Annotated in this window: 14 protein-coding genes; 10 read left to right on the top strand and 4 right to left on the bottom strand. The window is 72.1% G+C overall.

Translation table 11 applies throughout. The features are described from left to right. The first annotated feature begins 140 nt into the window (after window positions 1–140). The 6 genes from gatC to ACWDLG_RS36270 all read left to right on the top strand — a co-directional run bounded on the left by gatC (window position 141) and on the right by ACWDLG_RS36270 (window position 6,540). Window positions 141–440, top strand: coding sequence for an Asp-tRNA(Asn)/Glu-tRNA(Gln) amidotransferase subunit GatC (gene gatC / locus ACWDLG_RS36295; RefSeq protein WP_354909752.1), 300 nt, complete (start codon window positions 141–143; stop codon window positions 438–440). Continuing rightward, on the top strand, window positions 437–1,927 hold the full coding sequence (gene gatA, locus ACWDLG_RS36290; protein ID WP_354909750.1) for an Asp-tRNA(Asn)/Glu-tRNA(Gln) amidotransferase subunit GatA: 1,491 nt from the start codon (window positions 437–439) through the stop codon (window positions 1,925–1,927). The genes gatC and gatA overlap by 4 nt, the downstream gene beginning before the upstream one ends. 5 nt (window positions 1,928–1,932) lie before the next feature. After that, window positions 1,933–3,417 (top strand): Asp-tRNA(Asn)/Glu-tRNA(Gln) amidotransferase subunit GatB, encoded by a 1,485-nt coding sequence (gene gatB / locus ACWDLG_RS36285; protein WP_449928887.1) that lies wholly within the window; start codon window positions 1,933–1,935, stop codon window positions 3,415–3,417. A 324-nt stretch (window positions 3,418–3,741) separates the two neighbouring features. Continuing rightward, window positions 3,742–5,061, top strand: coding sequence for an MFS transporter (locus tag ACWDLG_RS36280; RefSeq protein ID WP_449928804.1), 1,320 nt, complete (start codon window positions 3,742–3,744; stop codon window positions 5,059–5,061). A gap of 131 nt (window positions 5,062–5,192) precedes the next feature. Beyond that, the gene (locus ACWDLG_RS36275; protein WP_449928802.1) at window positions 5,193–5,753 is read left to right on the top strand and encodes an RNA polymerase sigma factor; all 561 of its coding nucleotides are present in this window, start codon (window positions 5,193–5,195) and stop codon (window positions 5,751–5,753) included. After that, window positions 5,746–6,540, top strand: coding sequence for a hypothetical protein (locus tag ACWDLG_RS36270; protein WP_449928800.1), 795 nt, complete (start codon window positions 5,746–5,748; stop codon window positions 6,538–6,540). The genes ACWDLG_RS36275 and ACWDLG_RS36270 overlap by 8 nt, the downstream gene beginning before the upstream one ends. Window positions 6,541–6,696: 156 nt before the next feature. On the opposite strand, the gene ACWDLG_RS36265 is transcribed toward ACWDLG_RS36270, so the two are convergent. Genes ACWDLG_RS36265 through ACWDLG_RS36255 form a run of 3 tightly spaced genes read right to left on the bottom strand, consistent with a single transcriptional unit; the run spans window position 6,697 to window position 9,803 of the window. Then, window positions 6,697–8,226 (bottom strand): tripartite tricarboxylate transporter permease, encoded by a 1,530-nt coding sequence (locus ACWDLG_RS36265; RefSeq protein ID WP_449928798.1) that lies wholly within the window; start codon window positions 8,224–8,226, stop codon window positions 6,697–6,699. Continuing rightward, a complete protein-coding gene (locus ACWDLG_RS36260) occupies window positions 8,227–8,835 on the bottom strand; it encodes a tripartite tricarboxylate transporter TctB family protein (RefSeq protein WP_449928796.1) in 609 nt (202 codons plus the stop codon). After that, window positions 8,835–9,803 carry a tripartite tricarboxylate transporter substrate binding protein gene (locus ACWDLG_RS36255; protein ID WP_354909735.1) on the bottom strand — a complete coding sequence of 323 codons (969 nt, stop codon included), beginning with the start codon at window positions 9,801–9,803 and terminating at the stop codon, window positions 8,835–8,837. The genes ACWDLG_RS36260 and ACWDLG_RS36255 overlap by 1 nt, the downstream gene beginning before the upstream one ends. A gap of 146 nt (window positions 9,804–9,949) precedes the next feature. On the opposite strand from ACWDLG_RS36255, the gene ACWDLG_RS36250 reads away from it, so the two are divergent. The 3 genes from ACWDLG_RS36250 (at window position 9,950) to ACWDLG_RS36240 (ending at window position 14,205) form a co-directional block, all read left to right on the top strand. After that, window positions 9,950–11,482: an ATP-binding protein gene (locus tag ACWDLG_RS36250; RefSeq protein ID WP_449928794.1), complete on the top strand. Its 1,533-nt coding sequence runs from the start codon at window positions 9,950–9,952 to the stop codon at window positions 11,480–11,482. After that, a complete protein-coding gene (locus ACWDLG_RS36245) occupies window positions 11,479–12,132 on the top strand; it encodes a response regulator (RefSeq protein WP_449928792.1) in 654 nt (217 codons plus the stop codon). Before ACWDLG_RS36250 ends, ACWDLG_RS36245 begins: the two co-directional genes overlap by 4 nt. 75 nt (window positions 12,133–12,207) lie before the next feature. Then, window positions 12,208–14,205, top strand: a complete 1,998-nt coding sequence (locus tag ACWDLG_RS36240) for a VanW family protein (RefSeq protein WP_449928790.1) — start codon at window positions 12,208–12,210, stop codon at window positions 14,203–14,205. A 6-nt stretch (window positions 14,206–14,211) separates the two neighbouring features. Here ACWDLG_RS36240 and ACWDLG_RS36235 read toward each other — a convergent pair whose 3' ends face one another. Next, entirely contained in the window at window positions 14,212–15,276 is a 1,065-nt protein-coding gene (locus tag ACWDLG_RS36235) for a PQQ-dependent sugar dehydrogenase (RefSeq protein ID WP_449928788.1), read from the bottom strand. Between the two features lie 38 nt (window positions 15,277–15,314). Here ACWDLG_RS36235 and ACWDLG_RS36230 point away from each other — a divergent pair, with 38 nt between their 5' ends. Beyond that, on the top strand, window positions 15,315–16,223 hold the full coding sequence (locus ACWDLG_RS36230; protein ID WP_449928786.1) for a 2-hydroxyacid dehydrogenase: 909 nt from the start codon (window positions 15,315–15,317) through the stop codon (window positions 16,221–16,223). The last annotated feature ends 192 nt before the right edge of the window (window positions 16,224–16,415 follow it).

Genomic DNA, 16,415 nt, shown 5'->3' with positions numbered 1-16,415 from the left:
CCTGCGGGCCGCGTCGACGCCGAACGGCCCGCTTCCGGCCGCCGCCACGCCACAGGCGTGTTAACGGTTCGGCCACCCTGCGTCAAGAGCCCTAGGATGACACTGTCCAAACTCCATCCATGAAACGGGTTCAACGACTCATGTCCGCCATAACCCGCGACGAGGTCGCGCACCTGGCCCGGTTGTCCCGGCTGGCGATCTCCGACGACGAGCTCGACCACTACGCCACCCAGCTCGATGACATCATCGCCGCGGTCGCGAAGGTGGCAGAGGTCGCCGCTGAGGACGTCCCGCCTTCGTCGCACGCGCTTCCGCTGACCAATGTGTTCCGTGCCGACGAGGTGCGACAGTCCCTCACGCCCGAGCAGGCGCTCTCGGGCGCGCCGGCCGTCGAGGACGACCGCTTCCGGGTTCCGCGCATTCTCGGGGAGGAAGCATGAGTCTGATCCGCAAGACCGCCGCCGAGCTGGGCGCGCTGATCGCCGCGGGCGAGGTGAGCGCGGTCGAGGTCGCCGAGGCGCATCTCGACCGCGTCGAGCAGGTCGAGCCCCAGGTCCAGTCGTTCCTCCACGTCGACCGCGAGGTCACGCTGGAGCAGGCGCGCGCCGTCGACGCCAGGCGGGCGGCCGGCGAGAAGCTCGGCCCGCTCGCGGGCGTGCCGATCGCGCACAAGGACATCTTCGCCACCAAGGACATGCCGACCACGGCCGCGTCCAAGATCCTCGAGGGGTGGCGCCCGCCGTACGACGCGACGGTGACCGCGCGGCTGCGCCAGGCGGGCCTGGTCATCCTGGGCAAGACCAACCTCGACGAGTTCGCGATGGGCTCCTCCACCGAGAACTCCGCCTACCACGCCACGCGCAACCCGTGGGACCTCAGCAGGATCCCCGGCGGCTCGTCCGGCGGGTCGAGCGCGGCGGTCGCCGCCTACCAGGCGCCGCTGTCGACCGGCACCGACACCGGCGGCTCGATCAGGCAGCCCGCCGCCGTCACCGGCATCGTGGGCATGAAGCCGACCTACGGCGGGTCCTCCCGCTACGGCCTGATCGCCTTCGCCAGCTCCCTCGACACCCCCGGGCCCTTCGCCCGCAACGTCATGGACGCGGCCCTGCTGCACGCGGCCTTCTCCGGGCACGACCCGATGGACTCCACCTCCATCGACGCGCCCGTGCCCGACGTCGTCGAGGCGGCGCGCAACGCCGACATCGCGGGGATGCGCATCGGCGTCGTCAAGGAGTTCGACGGCGAGGGCTACCAGCAGGGCGTGCTCAACCGCTTCCACGACACCGTCGCGCTGCTGGAGTCGCTGGGCGCCAAGGTCGTCGAGGTCTCCTGCCCGTCGTTCACGACGGCGCTGCCGGCCTACTACCTGATCGCGCCCTCGGAGTGCTCGTCCAACCTGGCCCGCTTCGACGCCATGCGCTACGGCCTGCGCGTCGGCGACGACGGCACCCGCAGCGCCGAGGAGGTGATGGCGCTGACCAGGGCCGCGGGCTTCGGTCCCGAGGTCAAGCGGCGCATCATGCTCGGCACCTACGCGCTGTCGAGCGGCTACTACGACGCCTACTACGGCCAGGCGCAGAAGGTCCGCACGCTCATCGCGCGCGACTTCGAGGCCGCCTTCCACCAGGTCGACGTGCTGATCTCGCCGACCACGCCGACGACGGCGTTCCCGATCGGCGAGCGCGCCGACGACCCGATGGCGATGTATCTCGCCGACCTGTGCACGATCCCGTCCAACCTGGCCGGCAACGCGGCCATCTCGGTGCCCTGCGGCCTGGCCGACGAGGACAACCTGCCGGTCGGCCTGCAGATCATGGCCCCGGTCCTGGGCGACGACCGCTGCTACCGGGTCGGCGCCGCGGTCGAGAAGGCCCTGGAGAGCCGCTGGGGCGGCCCGCTGCTGAAGGAGGCTCCCGAACTGTGAGCGTCATGGCATACGACGAGGCCCTCGACCGGTTCGAGCCGGTCCTCGGCCTGGAGACCCACGTCGAGCTCGGCACCGCGTCGAAGATGTTCTGCGGCTGCCCCACGGCCTTCGGCGCTCCGCCCAACACACAGACCTGCCCGACCTGCCTCGCGCTGCCCGGCTCGCTGCCGGTGGCCAACGCCGAGGCGATCGAGTCGACGATCAGGATCGGCCTGGCGCTGAACTGCTCCATCGCCGAGTGGTGCCGCTTCGCCCGGAAGAACTACTTCTATCCGGACATGCCGAAGAACTACCAGATCTCCCAGTACGACGAGCCGCTCTGCTCCGACGGCTACCTCGACGTCGAGGTCGACGGCAAGATCGTGCGGATCGAGATCGAGCGCGTCCACCTGGAGGAGGACACCGGCAAGTCCACCCACGTGGGTGGCGCGACCGGCCGCATCCACGGCGCCGACTACTCCATCGTCGACTACAACCGCGCGGGCATTCCGCTGGTCGAGATCGTCACCAAGCCGATCCCGGGCGCCGACCGCCTCGCCCCCGAGGTGGCTCGCGCCTACGGCGCCGAGCTGCGCGAGCTCATGCGCTCGCTGGGCGTCTCCGACGTCCGCATGGAGGAGGGCTCCATGCGCTTCGACGTCAACGTCTCGCTCATGCCGCGCGGGTCGTCGGAGTGGGGCACCCGTACCGAGACCAAGAACGTCAACTCGCTGCGCAGCGTCGAGCGGGCGGTCCGCAGCGAGATCCAGCGGCAGGCGGCGCTCCTCGCCGACGGCGGCCGGATCACCCAGGAGACCCGCCACTTCCACGAGGACACCGGCACGACCACGTCCGGCAGGTCCAAGGAGGAGGCGCAGGACTACCGCTACTTCCCCGAGCCCGACCTGGTGCCGATCGCGCCGGATCCCGCCTGGGTGGCCAAGCTCAAGGCCGAGCTGCCCGAGCTGCCGTCGGTCCGCCGCAAGCGCCTGCAGACCGAGTGGGGCGTGACCGACCACGACATGGAGTCGATGTACAACGCCGGTGCCATCGAGATCGTGGAGGCCACGATCGCGGCGGGCGCTCCCGCGGCCGACGCCCGCAAGTGGTGGATGGGCGAGCTGGCCCGCAGGGCCAACGAGGCCGGCGTCTCCCTGGCGGAGCTGCCCATCACCCCGGCGCAGGTCGCCAGGGTGACCGAGCTGGTCGCCTCCGGCGCGCTGAACGACAAGCTGGCCCGCGAGGCGCTCGACGGCGTGCTGGCCGGCGAGGGGGACCCCGACGAGGTCGTCGCGGCCCGTGGCCTGCAGATCGCCGACGAGGGCGAGCTGGTGGCGATCATCGACGGTGTCCTCGCCGGAAACGCCGACGCGGCGGAGAAGGTCCGCTCCGGCAAGATCGCCGCGGTGGGCGCGCTGGTCGGCGGCGTCATGAAGGCCAGCCGGGGCAAGGCCGACGCGGCCAGGGCCCGCGAGCTGATCCTGGAGCGGCTCGGCGTCTCGGAGTAGCCGACGCCCAGGCACGACGACCCCGGCACGCAACCCGTGCCGGGGTCGTCGCGTTCCCGCCCTGCCGCCCTGCCTGCTCCCCACCGCGCCCCTCCGCCGGAACGCCGGAAAGCCGGAATGCCGGAAAGCCGGAATGCCGGAAAGCCAGCATCCGGGAATCCGGGAATCCGGAAAGCAGGGATGCCGGGAAGCCGGGATGCTGGGAAAGCCAGGATGCCGGGAGGGCCGAAAGCGGCCTCGCCGGGTGCCTAGGGCGATGTACGGAGGAGGGCCTAGGACCAGCGCACGATGTGCGGGCGAGGGCCCGTCCGTAGCGTCGGTGGCATGTCGCGCAAATCTCTGACAGCGGGTCTGGTGGCGTTGGTGTCGCTGGTGGCCTTCGAGTACATCGCGGTGGCGATCGCCATGCCGGTCGTGGCGCGCGAGTTCGGCGGTCTCCACCTGTACGGCCTGGCGTTCAGCGGCGCGATGGCGGCCGCGGTGGTCGGCACGGTCCTCGGCGGCCGGTGGGCCGACGTGAAGGGCCCGAGCGCACCGCTGTGGACAGGGGCGGCGGGGTTCACCGGCGGCCTGCTGGTGGCCGGGCTGGCCACCTCCATGGAGATGCTGATCGCCGGACGGCTCGTGCAGGGTTTCGGCGGAGCGCTGGTCAACGTGGCGCTCTACGTGGTGGTGGCCAGGGTCTATCCGGAGGAGTCACACCCGAAGATCTTCTCCTTGTTCGCCACCGCCTGGGTCGTGCCGTCCATGGTCGGCCCGGCGGTCGTCGGGCTGGTGGTCGGCACGCTCGGCTGGCGCTGGGTGTTCCTCCTGGTGCCCGCGCTGACGGTGGTCGCGGCGTTGATCCTGATGCGTGGACTGGCGGGGCAGCCGGTCACGGGCGGGCAGGCCGCGCCCGCTCCCGGCCTGGGCGGGAAGGTGGCGTGGGCGGCGCTGACGGCCGTGGGCGCGGGCCTCATGCAGTACGGCAGCGACGGCAGGCTGCCGTTGCTCCTGGCGGGTCTGGCGCTGCTGCTGTTCGCGTTGCCGAAGCTGCTGCCTGCGGGGACGCTGCGCGCGGCCAGGGGCCTGCCCGCCGTGGTGGCGCTGCGCGGGCTGACCGCCGCGGCCTTCTTCGCCGCCGAGGTGATCGTCCCGCTGATGCTGATCAACGAGCGCGGCATGTCGCCGCTGCTGGCCGGGTTCGCCCTCACGGGGGGCGCGCTGACCTGGTCGTTCGCGTCGTGGCTGCAGGGGCGTGAGGTGTTCGGCAGGTCGGTGAACCTGTTCGGCGGCACCGCCGCTGTCGCGCTCGGCATCCTGCTCATGGGCGCCGTCACCTTCGACGCCGTGCCCGTCGCCCTCGCCTACCCGTCGTGGATCATCACCGGGTTCGGCATGGGCCTGGTCTACCCGACGCTGTCGGTGCTCACGCTGGAGCTGTCCAGGCCGGGCGAGCAGGGCGTCAACAGCTCGGCGCTGCAGGTGGGCGAGTCGGTGTTCTCCGTGGTGTCCGTGGCGGTGACCAGCGCGCTGTTCGCCGGTGTCGGTCAGGGCTACTGGGCGGTCTACGCGGCGACGCTGGTCATGGCGCTGGCGGGCCTGTGGGTGGCACCCCGGTTCCGGGCGAACCCGACGTCCTCCGCGGCGGTCGTACCCATGTGATGACTTCCGCCGGCGCGGGGGACGGTCACCGTCCCCCGCCCTTCCGCGTCGAGAGCTGGGACGGCGGCCGTGAAAGCGGATCGGCCGATCGGGTGATACCTCTGGACAGCCTCGTCCACGGAGGGCCACCCATGACCGTTACCGCGGTGCGCGAGCCGGATCTCGCCCGACCCGAGGGGTTCCGCGAGATCTTCGACGCCTACTTCGAGGAGATTTTCAGGTACGTCGCGCAGCGCCTCGGCCCCGACGACGCCGAGGACGTGGTCGCCGAGACCTTCCTCACCGCCTTCCGCAAACGCGACCGCTACGATCCCGAGCGGGCCGGCGTCAGGTCCTGGCTGTACGGCATCGCCACCAACCTCATCGGCAAGCACCGGCGGGCCGAGGTCAGGGCGCTGCGCGCCAGGGGCCGCATGGCGGCCGACCGCGACGTCTCCGGCCTGGCGGACGTGGTGGCGATGCGGGTCAGCGCGCAAAGCCTGGGGCCGAGCCTGGCCGGGGCGATCGCCCGCCTGGGCAAGGGCGACCGGGACGTGCTCCTGCTGGTGGCGCTCGCCGGGCTCTCGCACGAGGAGATCGCCACCGCGCTCGGCATCCCGTACGGCACGGTCGGCTCCCGCCTGAACCGCGCCAGGAAGAAGCTGCGCAAGGCCCTTGGCGGCACCAACCCGATGGAGGGCGACCATGGATGACCTGCGGCGGATCAGGGAGCTGTACGGCGAGCCCGCGCCGGACCAGGTGGCCAGGAACAGGGTCAGGGCCAGGCTCGAGGCCGAGCGCGGCCCCGCCCCTGTCTCCAGCCGGCGTCCGCGCTGGACGCCGCTGCTGGCCGGGCTCGCCGTCATGGTCGTCGCCGCGGTGGCCTTCGTCGTGCCGAGGCTGCACGCCGGCCCCACGGGCACCGACAAGGCGAGTGTCCTGCTCGCCGCGGCGGGCGCGGCGGCGGCCGTCCCTCCTGCGAAGGGCGCCTACTGGTACGTCAAGCGCGTGGTGAACGGCTCCGACGTCAAGGAGCTGTGGGCGGGAAGGGACGGCCGCGCCTGGACGAGGGAGCACAAGGGCACGACCACCGTCACGACCAAGACCGACGAGCCGTTCACCCTGAACGGGCACCCCATGACGATCGCCCAGATCGAGGCGCTTCCCGCCGACCCCGGCGCGCTGCGCGCCCACGTGACCGACATGCTCGGCGGCGTGCCGGAACGGGACCGCGGCGGCGTGGTCGCCGACGCGCTCACCGGCCTGCTGTGGAGCAAGCCCGCCCCGCCCGGCGTGCGCGCCGCCGCCTACCGGGCGCTGGCCGACCTGCCCGACGTGCGCTACCTCGGCAGGTCGACCTTCGGCTACACGGTGCGCGGAGTGGAGCGCGAGCTGGTCATCGACGCGCGCACCAGCCAGGTGGTGAAGGCCAGCACGGCAGGCAGGACGGAGGTCGTGCTGGTGGCCGGGTGGACCGACGAGAAGCCGGCGATCTCCTGATCGGCCTCCTGATCGGCCTCCTGACTGGCCTCCCACCCGGCCTTCCGATCGGCCTCCCGGTCGGCTCGGGGCGCGGCCCCGCCGGGTGGACGGGCCGGCGGGGCCGTGACGTTCGCGTTCCCGCGGCCGTCCGGGTGACGCCGGACGGGCCGGCGCTCAGTCCTCCGGCGGCCGATGCGTGCTCGCCGCCGCGGCGGGGTGGCGGCGTGCCCACAGCCGCCGGAACAGCGGCGTCAGCAGGGCGAGCGCGGCCAGCGTCAGCAGGACGGCCGCGATCGGGCTCCTGACCAGCGTGGTCACGTCGCCCGCGCTGATGGCCAGCGCCCTGCGCAGCTGCTTCTCCGCCATCGGGCCGAGGATCATGCCGATCACCGCGGGGGCGATCGGCAGGCCGAAGCGCCGCATGGCGTAGCCGAGCAGGCCGAGCACGAACAGCACCACCAGGTCGACGGCCGAGGAGTTCAGCGCGTAGACGCCGAGCGCCGCGAACAGCACGATGCCCGCGTAGAGGTAGGGGCGCGGGACGCGCAGGACGCGGGCCCAGAGCGGGGCCAGCGGCAGGTTCAGCACCAGCAGCATCGTGTTGCCGATGAACAGCGAGGCGATCATGCCCCACACCAGGGCGGGGTTGTGGTCGAACAGCTGGGGTCCTGGCTGCAGGCCGTACTGCTGGAAGGCGGCCAGCAGGATCGCCGCGGTGGCCGAGGTGGGCAGGCCGAGCGTGAGCAGCGGGACGAGCGTGCCCGCCGCGGACGCGTTGTTGGCCGCCTCGGGGCCGGCGACGCCCTCGATGGCGCCCTTGCCGTACTCCTCCCTGGCCGCGCCGCGGGCGAGCTTCTTCTCCGTGGCGTAGGACAGGAAGGTCGGGATCTCCGCCCCGCCGCCGGGCAGCGCGCCGAACGGGAAGCCGAGCGCGGTGCCGCGCAGCCACGGCTTCCAGGAGCGGCGCCAGTCGGCGCGGCCCATCCACGCCGCCCCCACCGGGACCACCTCGGGGCCGGCGTGCCGCAGCCTGGAGGCCACGTAGAGCGCCTCGCCCAGCGCGAACAGGCCGACCGCGACGATCACCACGTCAATGCCGTCCAGCAGCTGGTCGACGCCGAAGGTGAGGCGGGCCTGCCCGGTCTGCTCGTCGATGCCGATCAGGCCGATGACCAGCCCCAGGCCGAGGGAGGCCAGGCCACGGATCATCGAGCGCGACAGCACCGATGAGACCGCGGTGAAGGCCAGGACGGCCAGCGCGAAGTAGTCCTCGGGGCCGAAGGAGATGGCGAAGTCGACCACCGCGGGAGCGGCGACGACCAGCAGGCCGGTGGCCAGCGTACCGGCGACGAACGAGCCGATCGCGGCGGTGGCCAGCGCCTGCGCGGCCCTGCCCCGCCTGGCCATCTTGTTGCCCTCCAGCGCGGTGATCATCGAGGACGACTCGCCGGGCGTGTTGAGCAGGATGGACGTGGTGGACCCGCCGTACATGCCGCCGTAGTAGATGCCGGCGAACATGATGAACGCGCTGGCCGGAGGCACGGTGAAGGTGATCGGCAGCAGCAGCGCCACGGTCATGGCGGGGCCGATGCCGGGCAGGACGCCGACCAGCGTGCCGAGGGTGACGCCGACGAGCGCGTAGAGCAGGTTGACGGGCGTGAGCGCGGTGGCGAAGCCCTCCAGGAGCGCCTGGAGCGAATCCACTCAGATCACCCCCTGCAGCAGGCCGCCCGGCAGCGAGACGCCGAGGCCGTTGACGAAGACCACGTAGGACAGCACACCGAGGACCACGGCGATGACGGCCGCCTTGACCTTGTTCTCGGCGCCCAGGGCGACCGACAGCCCGAAGAACAGCAGCGAGGCCGACAGGACCCAGCCCAGGGTGGACAGGACCGCGGTGAAGCCCAGGAAGATGCCGCTGACCAGGCCGACGCTCTTCCAGTCGGCGGGGGCGTCGGCGTCGATGTCCTCGCTCTCCTCGGGGTCGCCCCGGCCGCCGCGCACGACGTCCAGGGTGTAGAAGGCGCCGATGAGGATCAGCGCTCCGCCGATGAGGATGGGGAAGAAGCGGGGGCCCAGGCCGAGGCGGGACGTGGCGGCGGAGACGTCGAGCGTGCCGACGATGACCAGCACGCCGAGCGCGAGGACGGTGACCGACAGCCCCATCTCGGGCCGCCACCACCCGCGCTTCCCGGCCTCGCCGACCGGCGCCCGGTCGTCAGGGGGAGGGCCGGCCGGGCCAGGACGCGGATCCTGAGCCGCGGGGACGGCGCCACGGGCCGTGGCGCCGTCCTGCTCGTGCGGGGCGGACATCAGGAGACGAGCCCCATCTCGGCGATGACGGCCTTGACGCGGGTCTGCTCGGCGGTGAGGAAGTCGGCGAACTGCTGGCCGGTCTGGAAGGCGTCGATCCAGCCGTTCTTGGCCACCGCGTCCTTCCACGCCTTCGAGCCGTGCATCGTGGTCACCAGGTCGGTGAGCGCCTTCTTGTCGGCGTCGCTCAGCCCGGCCGGCGCCACGAAGCCGCGCCAGTTGGCCAGCGCGACGTCGAGCCCGCCCTCCTTCAGCGTGGGCGCGTCGACGGTGTCGATGCGGGTGGGCGCGGAGACGGCCAGCGCGCGCAGCTTGCCGGACTTCACGTGCTCGGCGAACTCGCCGACACCGGACACGCCGATCGTGACCTTGCCGCCGAGCAGCGCGTTGAGCGCCTCACCGCCGCCGGAGTGGGCGATGTAGTTGACCTGCTTGGGGTCGACGCCGCCCGCCTTGGCCATCAGGCCGGCCAGGATGTGGTCGGTGCCGCCCGCCGAGCCGCCCGCGACCGACACCTTCGCCGGGTCGGCCTTCCACGCGGCCACCAGGTCCGCCAGCGTCTGCAGCGGCGAGTCCGCCGGCACGACGACGATCTCGTACTCCTCGGTCAGCTTGGCGATCGGCGTCGTCTCCGCCAGCGTGACCTTGGACTTGTTCTGCTCGATCGCGCCGACCATGACCAGGCCCATGGTCATGAGCATGTTGCCGTTGCCCTTCTCGCCGGCGAGCTGGGCCAGGCCGATCGTGCCGCCGGCGCCTGGGACGTTGAAGACCTCGATGGCGCGCTGGGAGTCGACGGACTTGATGGCCTGCTCGGCCGTACGGGAGGTCTGGTCCCAGCCGCCGCCCACGGCGGCGGGAGCCATGATGCGCAGCGTGCCGGAGCCGCTGCCGCCCGCGCCCTGGCCGCAGCCGGTCAGGGCCGCCACGGCGACGGCGGCGACGGCGGCGAGTATGCGGAGTCGCATGATCACTCCAATGTGGGGGGTGTCACAATCTCGAATACTGGATAGTGAAACGCACATTTCCTGGCGTCGACCCTTTACGCGTTTCCCGTCGTAAAGGTCATATTGGTCGCGACCCTCGCGTGACCTGCCGGTGCTTCCATGGCCCTGTGAGACTCGGCACGCAACTCTTCGTGCTGCAGATGGTGATCGTCGTGCTCGCCGTCAGCGGCACGGCTGTCGTGTGGGCCCAGCACACCCGCAGGCAGCTCGACTCGCAGTACCAGCAGCGGGCGCTGGCGATCGCCGAAGCGGTGGCGGGAATGCCACAGGTGCGTGCCGCCTTCGCCACGGGGGATCCGGCCGTCCTGCTGCAGCCGATCGCGGCGGGCGTCCAGCTGGAGACCGGGGCCGACTACGTCGTGATCGCCAACAGGGAGCAGAAGCGCTACGCCCACCCCAACCCCTCGCTCATCGGCAAGCAGCTGTCCACGGACGGCTCGGCCGTCCTGCGCACCGGTCAGAAGTGGGTCGGCGTCGAGACGGGCACGATCGGCACCACCGTGCGCGGCAAGGCCCCGATCTTCGACGAGTACGGCACCGTCATCGGGCTCGCCTCGGTCGGCGTGCTCGTGGAGCGGGTGGACGCGCAGGTCGGCTCGGTGCTGGCGCCGCTGCTGTGGACGGCGCTCGCCGTCCTGGTGGCGGGTTCGGCCGGCGCCGCGCTCATCGCCCGCCGGGTGCGCAGGCAGATCTTCGGCCTGGAGCCGGGCGAGATCGCCAAGCTCCTGGAGCAGCGCGAGGGCGTCCTGCACGGCGTGAAGGAGGGCGTGCTCGCGCTCGACATGCGGGGCCGGGTGACGCTGGTCAACGACGCCGCCCGCGAGCTGCTCGGCGAGGTGGGCGACGACCTGACCCAGATGCCGGTCTCCGAGCGCATGCGCGACGTGCTCGGCGGCGCCGACCCGGGCGAGGACAGGATCGTGCTGCACGGCGAGCGCGTGCTGGTGCTCAACCGCACGCCCGTGTCCGTACGCGGCCGGCAGCGCGGCTGGGTCATCACCCTGCGCGACAGGACCGAGCTGGTCCGGCTGTCGCGCGAGCTGGAGTCGGCCAGCTCCACCACCGGGGCGCTGCGGGCCCAGGCCCACGAGTTCGCCAACCGCATGCACACCGTCGTCGGCCTGCTGGAGCTGGGCGAGCACGAGGCGGCGATCAGCTTCATCACCAGGACCACCCGCAACACCTACGCGACCGGCATCCGCGAGCGGGTCGCCGACCCCACGCTGGCCGCCCTGCTGCTGGCCAAGTCGGCGGAGGCCGCCGAGCGCGGCGCGACGCTCGTGCTCGCCGACGACACCTGCGTGCCGCAGGACGCGGTCGACGACCCACAGGACGCCGTGCTCGTCGTCGGCAACCTGGTGGCCAACGCGCTCGACGCGCTCGACGGCGCGCCGGGCACGATCGAGGTGTCCGTCCGGGCCACGCAGGAGGGCCTGCGGGTGCGGGTCGGCGACTCAGGCCCCGGCATCACCCCCGACCTGGTCGACGAGGTCTTCAGAGAAGGGTTCACCACCAAGGCCGCCCGCTCGGGGCCGCGCGGGCTCGGCCTCGCCCTGACCAGGCAGGCGTGCCTGCGCAGGGGCGGCTGGGTGCGGGTTCACAACGCGGGAGGCGCCGTGTTCACGGCGCTGCTGCCATGACCGTCAGGGTGCTCGTCGTCGACGACGACTTCATGGTGGCCCGCATCCACAGCGGCTACGTGGAGAAGGTGGAGGGGTTCGAGGTCGTGGGGGCCGTCCACACCGGCGAGGCGGCGCTGGAGGCGGTGGCCGGGCACCGTCCCGACCTGGTGCTGCTCGACATCTACCTGCCGGACATGTCGGGCCTCGAGGTGCTGAACCGGCTGCGCGGCGTCGACGTCCTCATGATCAGCGCGGCTCGCGACCTGCCGACGGTCAGGGCGGCGATGCGCGGCGGCGCGTTCAGCTATCTCATCAAACCGTTCACCGCCGCCGCGCTGGCCGAGCGGCTGGCCCAGTACGCCGACACGCGCAGGCAGCTCACCGCCATCGGCCCCGAGGTGCGCCAGGACGACATCGACCGCCTGTTCGGGGTGACGAAGACGCCGCTGCCCAAGGGCCTGTCGTCGGCGACCTGCGCGCTGGTGGCCGACGCGCTGCGCGAAGCGGGCGGCGACCTGTCGGCCAGCGAGGCCGCCACGCTGACGGGGCTGTCGAGAGTCAGCGCGCGCCGCTATCTGGAATACCTTTGTGCGGCGGGCAAGGCGGAGCTGCGTCCGCGGTACGGCACGGCGGGCCGTCCCGAGCACCGCTATCGCTGGATGTCCTGATTCAAGGTACATATCGCACCAGCAGTGCCTTAGTGTTTCCTGAGGAAAGGCAGCGGATTGGGAGGAGCTTGAGGCGTGGCGAACGCCCGACCGATGGACCCACCGACCGACCCGTTCGCCTCGGTGCCCACGCCCCCGCCGGGCGGCGGCAGGAAGCCGCGCGTCGGCGGGCTGCCGCCGGGAGTCTCGCCCGACATCTACGGCCCATCCGGCGGCCAGGCTCCGCCCTCCGCCGGATCAGGCGCGCTGCCTCCCGTCGCCCCGCCGCCACAGCCGTGGCCGATGGCCGACGGGCAGCACCACGAGCCCCCGCCCCCGCCGCCGCCCGTCTTCGGCCTGCAGGAGCGCCAGCCCTCCGCCGAGCCGCCGCCACCCCCTCCGCCGCCCAGGCGCCGCCGCGTGCTGCCCGCGATCGCCATCGCGGTGGTGGTGCTGCTGGCCCTGGCGTACGTCGTCCCCGCGGTGATCATGTCGGGGTCGGTCCTGCGCGGCACCGAGGTCGGCGGCGTCGACATCGGCGGGCTGACCGTGACCGAGGCCGCCGACAAGCTCCGTGACGAGCTGGCGCCCACGATCGAGCGGCCGCTCCAGGTCGAGGTGAACGGCCGCAAGGAGACCGTCCAGCCCGACGAGGCGGGCGTCGAGCTCGACGTCGTCGGCACGATCGAGCAGGCGCCGAGCGGCTTCCCCAGCCCGGTCGAGGTGTGGCGGGCGCTGACCGGCACCACGGCGATCGAGCCGAAGGTCACCGTCGAGTCGGCCCAGCTCTCCAGGACGGTCGAGGCGCTGGCCGCCAAGGTCGACCAGAAGGCGCGGGAGGGCAAGGTCGCCTTCAAAGGGCTCGAGCCCGTCACCGTCGCCCCCCGCGAAGGCCGCGTCCTCGACCAGGCCGCCGCCGCCAAGCTGATCAGCGCGGCCTTCCTCGGCCCGCGCAAGAGCGTGACGCTGCCCGTCGAGACCGACAAGCCCACGACCACGCCCGCCGCGGTCAAGGCCGCCGCGGCCACCGCGACCCGCGCCGTCTCCGGTCCGATCACCCTGACCAGGGACGGCAAGCAGGCGCAGATCCCCGCCGCCGTCATCGCCGCCAACCTCACCTTCGTCGCCGACGGGGAGGGCGGGCTCGAACCCCGCTTCGACGCGCGCGAGGCGATCGCCGGCATCGAGAGCCAGCTCGTCGACGCCGCGCAGGCCCCCCGCGACGCCACCTACGACGTGGTCGGCGGCAAGCTCAAGCTCGTCAAGGCCCGCAAGGGCAAGGGCGTCGATGACAAGAAGCTGGCCACGGACGTGGCCGAGGCGCTGAAGACGGGCGGCAGCCGTACGATCCCGGTCGAACTGGCGGTCGTCTCCCCGCGCCTGACCGACAGCGAACTGCGCGCCATGGGCATCAAGGAGAAGGTCGGCTCCTTCACCACCCAGCATCCCTGCTGCGCCGCCCGGGTCACCAACATCCAACTGATGGCCAGGACCCTCAACGGCTACATCGTCAAGCCCGGCGAGACCTTCTCCATCAACGGCATCGTCGGCGAGCGGACCGCGGCCAAGGGCTACGTGCCGGCCGGGCAGATCGTCGCCGGCAAGATGGAGGACGGCGTCGGCGGCGGCGTCTCGCAGTTCGCCACCACGATGTACAACGCCGCCTACTTCGGCGGGTTCCAGGACGTCGAGCACCTGGCCCACATGTACTGGATCTCCCGCTACCCCGCCGGGCGCGAGGCGACGGTCTTCTGGCCCAGCGTGGACCTGAAGTGGAAGAACGACTCCGAGTACGGCGTGCTGGTGAAGACCTCCTACACCGGCACCTCGATCACCGTGGACCTGTGGAGCACCAAGCGGTACGACAAGGTCGAGTCGATCTCCTCGCCGAAGCGTGCCTTCGTCGCCGCCACGGCCAAGGAGGACGACAGCCCCGGCTGCACGCCGCAGGATCCGCACGACGGGTTCACCGTCGACGTCACCCGGGTGATCACCAAGAACGGGGCCGAGGTCAAGCGGGAGACGAAGACCACCGTCTACCGCATGGGCCCGAAGGTCACCTGCGTGAAGCCCGCCTCGGACGACACGGAGTGACGCCGCTCAGCTCAGCGGCACCGACAGGATCCGGTCGTCGCCGTCGCGCGGGTCGCCCCTGCCGTCGTGGTTGCTCGTGCCCACCCACAGGGTGCCGTCCGGCGCCGTGGTGACCGCCCGCAGCCTGCCGTAGGTGTCGTCGAAGTGGGCCACGGGCGTGCCCGCCGAGCCGTCCTGGCCCAGCGGCACCTGCCACAGCCGCCTGCCCTGGAGCGCGCCCACCCACAGCGAGCCCTTCGCGTAGGCCATGCCCGAGGGGGACGCCTCCGAGGTGCTCCAGGTGACGATGGGGTTGATGAAGGCCGGATCGGAGCCGACGCCCTCCACCTCGGGCCAGCCGTAGTTGCCGCCGGCCTTGATCAGGTTCACCTCGTCGTAGGACTGGGCGCCGAACTCCGAGGCGTACAGGCGGCCGGCCGGGTCCCACGCCAGGCCCTGCACGTTGCGGTGACCGTAGCTGTAGACCAGGGTGCCGAACGGGTTGCCGGGGGCGGGCGCGCCGTCCTCGGTCATGCGCAGGATCTTGCCGCCGAGCGAGTCGCGGTCCTGCGACAGCCGCCGGTCGCCGGTCTCGCCCGTGGTGGCGTACAGGAAGCCGTCGGGGCCGAAGGCGAGCCTGCCGCCGTCGTGGATGCCGCCCTTCGGGATGCCGTCGACGATCACCTTGGCGTCGGTGAGCCGGTCGCCGGTGAGGCGATAGCGGACGATCCTGTTGTCCTCGGCCGCGGTGAAGTAGAGGAAGACCCGCTCGCCCTTCACCGCCACGCCCATGAGCCCGCCCTCGCCGTCGGGCTCCACCCCCTCGACCCGGCCCAGCGAGGTGACCCCGCCCGCCGCCGTCACGCGCAGCAGCCTGGCGCGGTCGCGCTCGGTGACCAGCGCGTCGCCGCCCTCCAGGAACGCGATCGCCCACGGCACCCGCAGGTTTCGCGCGATCGTGCGGGGTTCGCCGGGCGTGGTCGACGGCGTGGCCGTGCCGGCCGGGCGCGCGCCGCCGCCGACCTCGGCCGGCGCCGCCGCGCATCCCGCGGCGAGTGCCATGACGATCATGATCTGGAAGATGGACCTCATGTGCCCCATACTCGTGCCTTCCCCATAAAGTTCCGCGTATGAAGATCTGGGTGCCGTCCGAAGAAGCCGCAGGAGTGCTGGCCGATCTGCCCGATGTCGAATGCGTCGTCCACGACGGCCGCGGGCCCGTCCCCGACGGGGCCGACGAGGTCGAGGTGTGGATCCCGCCGCTGATCCCCGTGCCGGACACCCCCGGGCTCATGGCGAGCATGAAGCGGCTGCGGCTGGTGCAGACCGTGACGGCGGGCGTGGACCCTTACCAGCCGTACCTGCCCCCGGGCGTCACGCTGTGCAACGCCCGCGGTGTGCACGACGCCGGCACGGCCGAGTGGGCGGTCGGGGCGATGATCGCGGCGCTGCGCGACTTCCCCGCCTTCGCCGACGCCCAGCGCAGGGGCGAGTGGACCTACCACCACACCGGGGTGCTGGCCGACGCCCGCGTGCTGATCGTCGGCTACGGATCCATCGGCGCGGCGCTCGAGCGCAGGCTCGCCGGGTTCGAGGTCGAGATCGTCAGGGTGGCCAGGACGGCCCGCGAGGGCATCCACGCCATGGAGGATCTGGACGCCCTCCTTCCCGAGGCCGACGTCGTGGTGCTGCTCGTCCCCGCGACGCCCGTCACCACGGGCATGGTCGACGCCGGCTTCCTGGCCCGCATGAAGGACGGGGCGCTGCTCGTCAACGCCGCCAGGGGCACGGTCGTCGACACCGGCGCGCTGGTCGCCGAGCTCGTCTCCGGACGGCTGAGGGCCGCGCTCGACGTGACCGACCCCGAGCCGCTGCCCGAGGGGCACCCGCTCTGGAACGCGCCAGGGGTGTTCATCACGCCGCACGTGGCGGGCAGCACGCCCGCCTCCACGCGCCGCGCGCTGCGGCTGATCCGCTCCCAGCTGCTGCGATACCTGGCGGGCGAGCCGTTGAAGAACGTCATCACGGAGTCGTACTGACAAAGGGAATCCCGAACGTGTCTGCGTCGTGACCTTCGGTGCGTACGGTGGTCGTCATCGATGATTCCACGACAGCCATCCATGACCCGTTGTCAAGGCGATCTTCGGAGCAAAGTGGTCCTCATGGTTATCAGATCGGTGACGACTCCCCGGTTGTCGCCCCCCGCGCGCCCGCGAGAGCACACACTGGCG

It is taken from the genome of Nonomuraea sp. NPDC003727 (genome assembly GCF_053586935.1).
The sequence above is the reverse complement of the archived record's forward strand: the minus strand, read 5'-3'. Positions and strand labels throughout refer to the sequence as shown.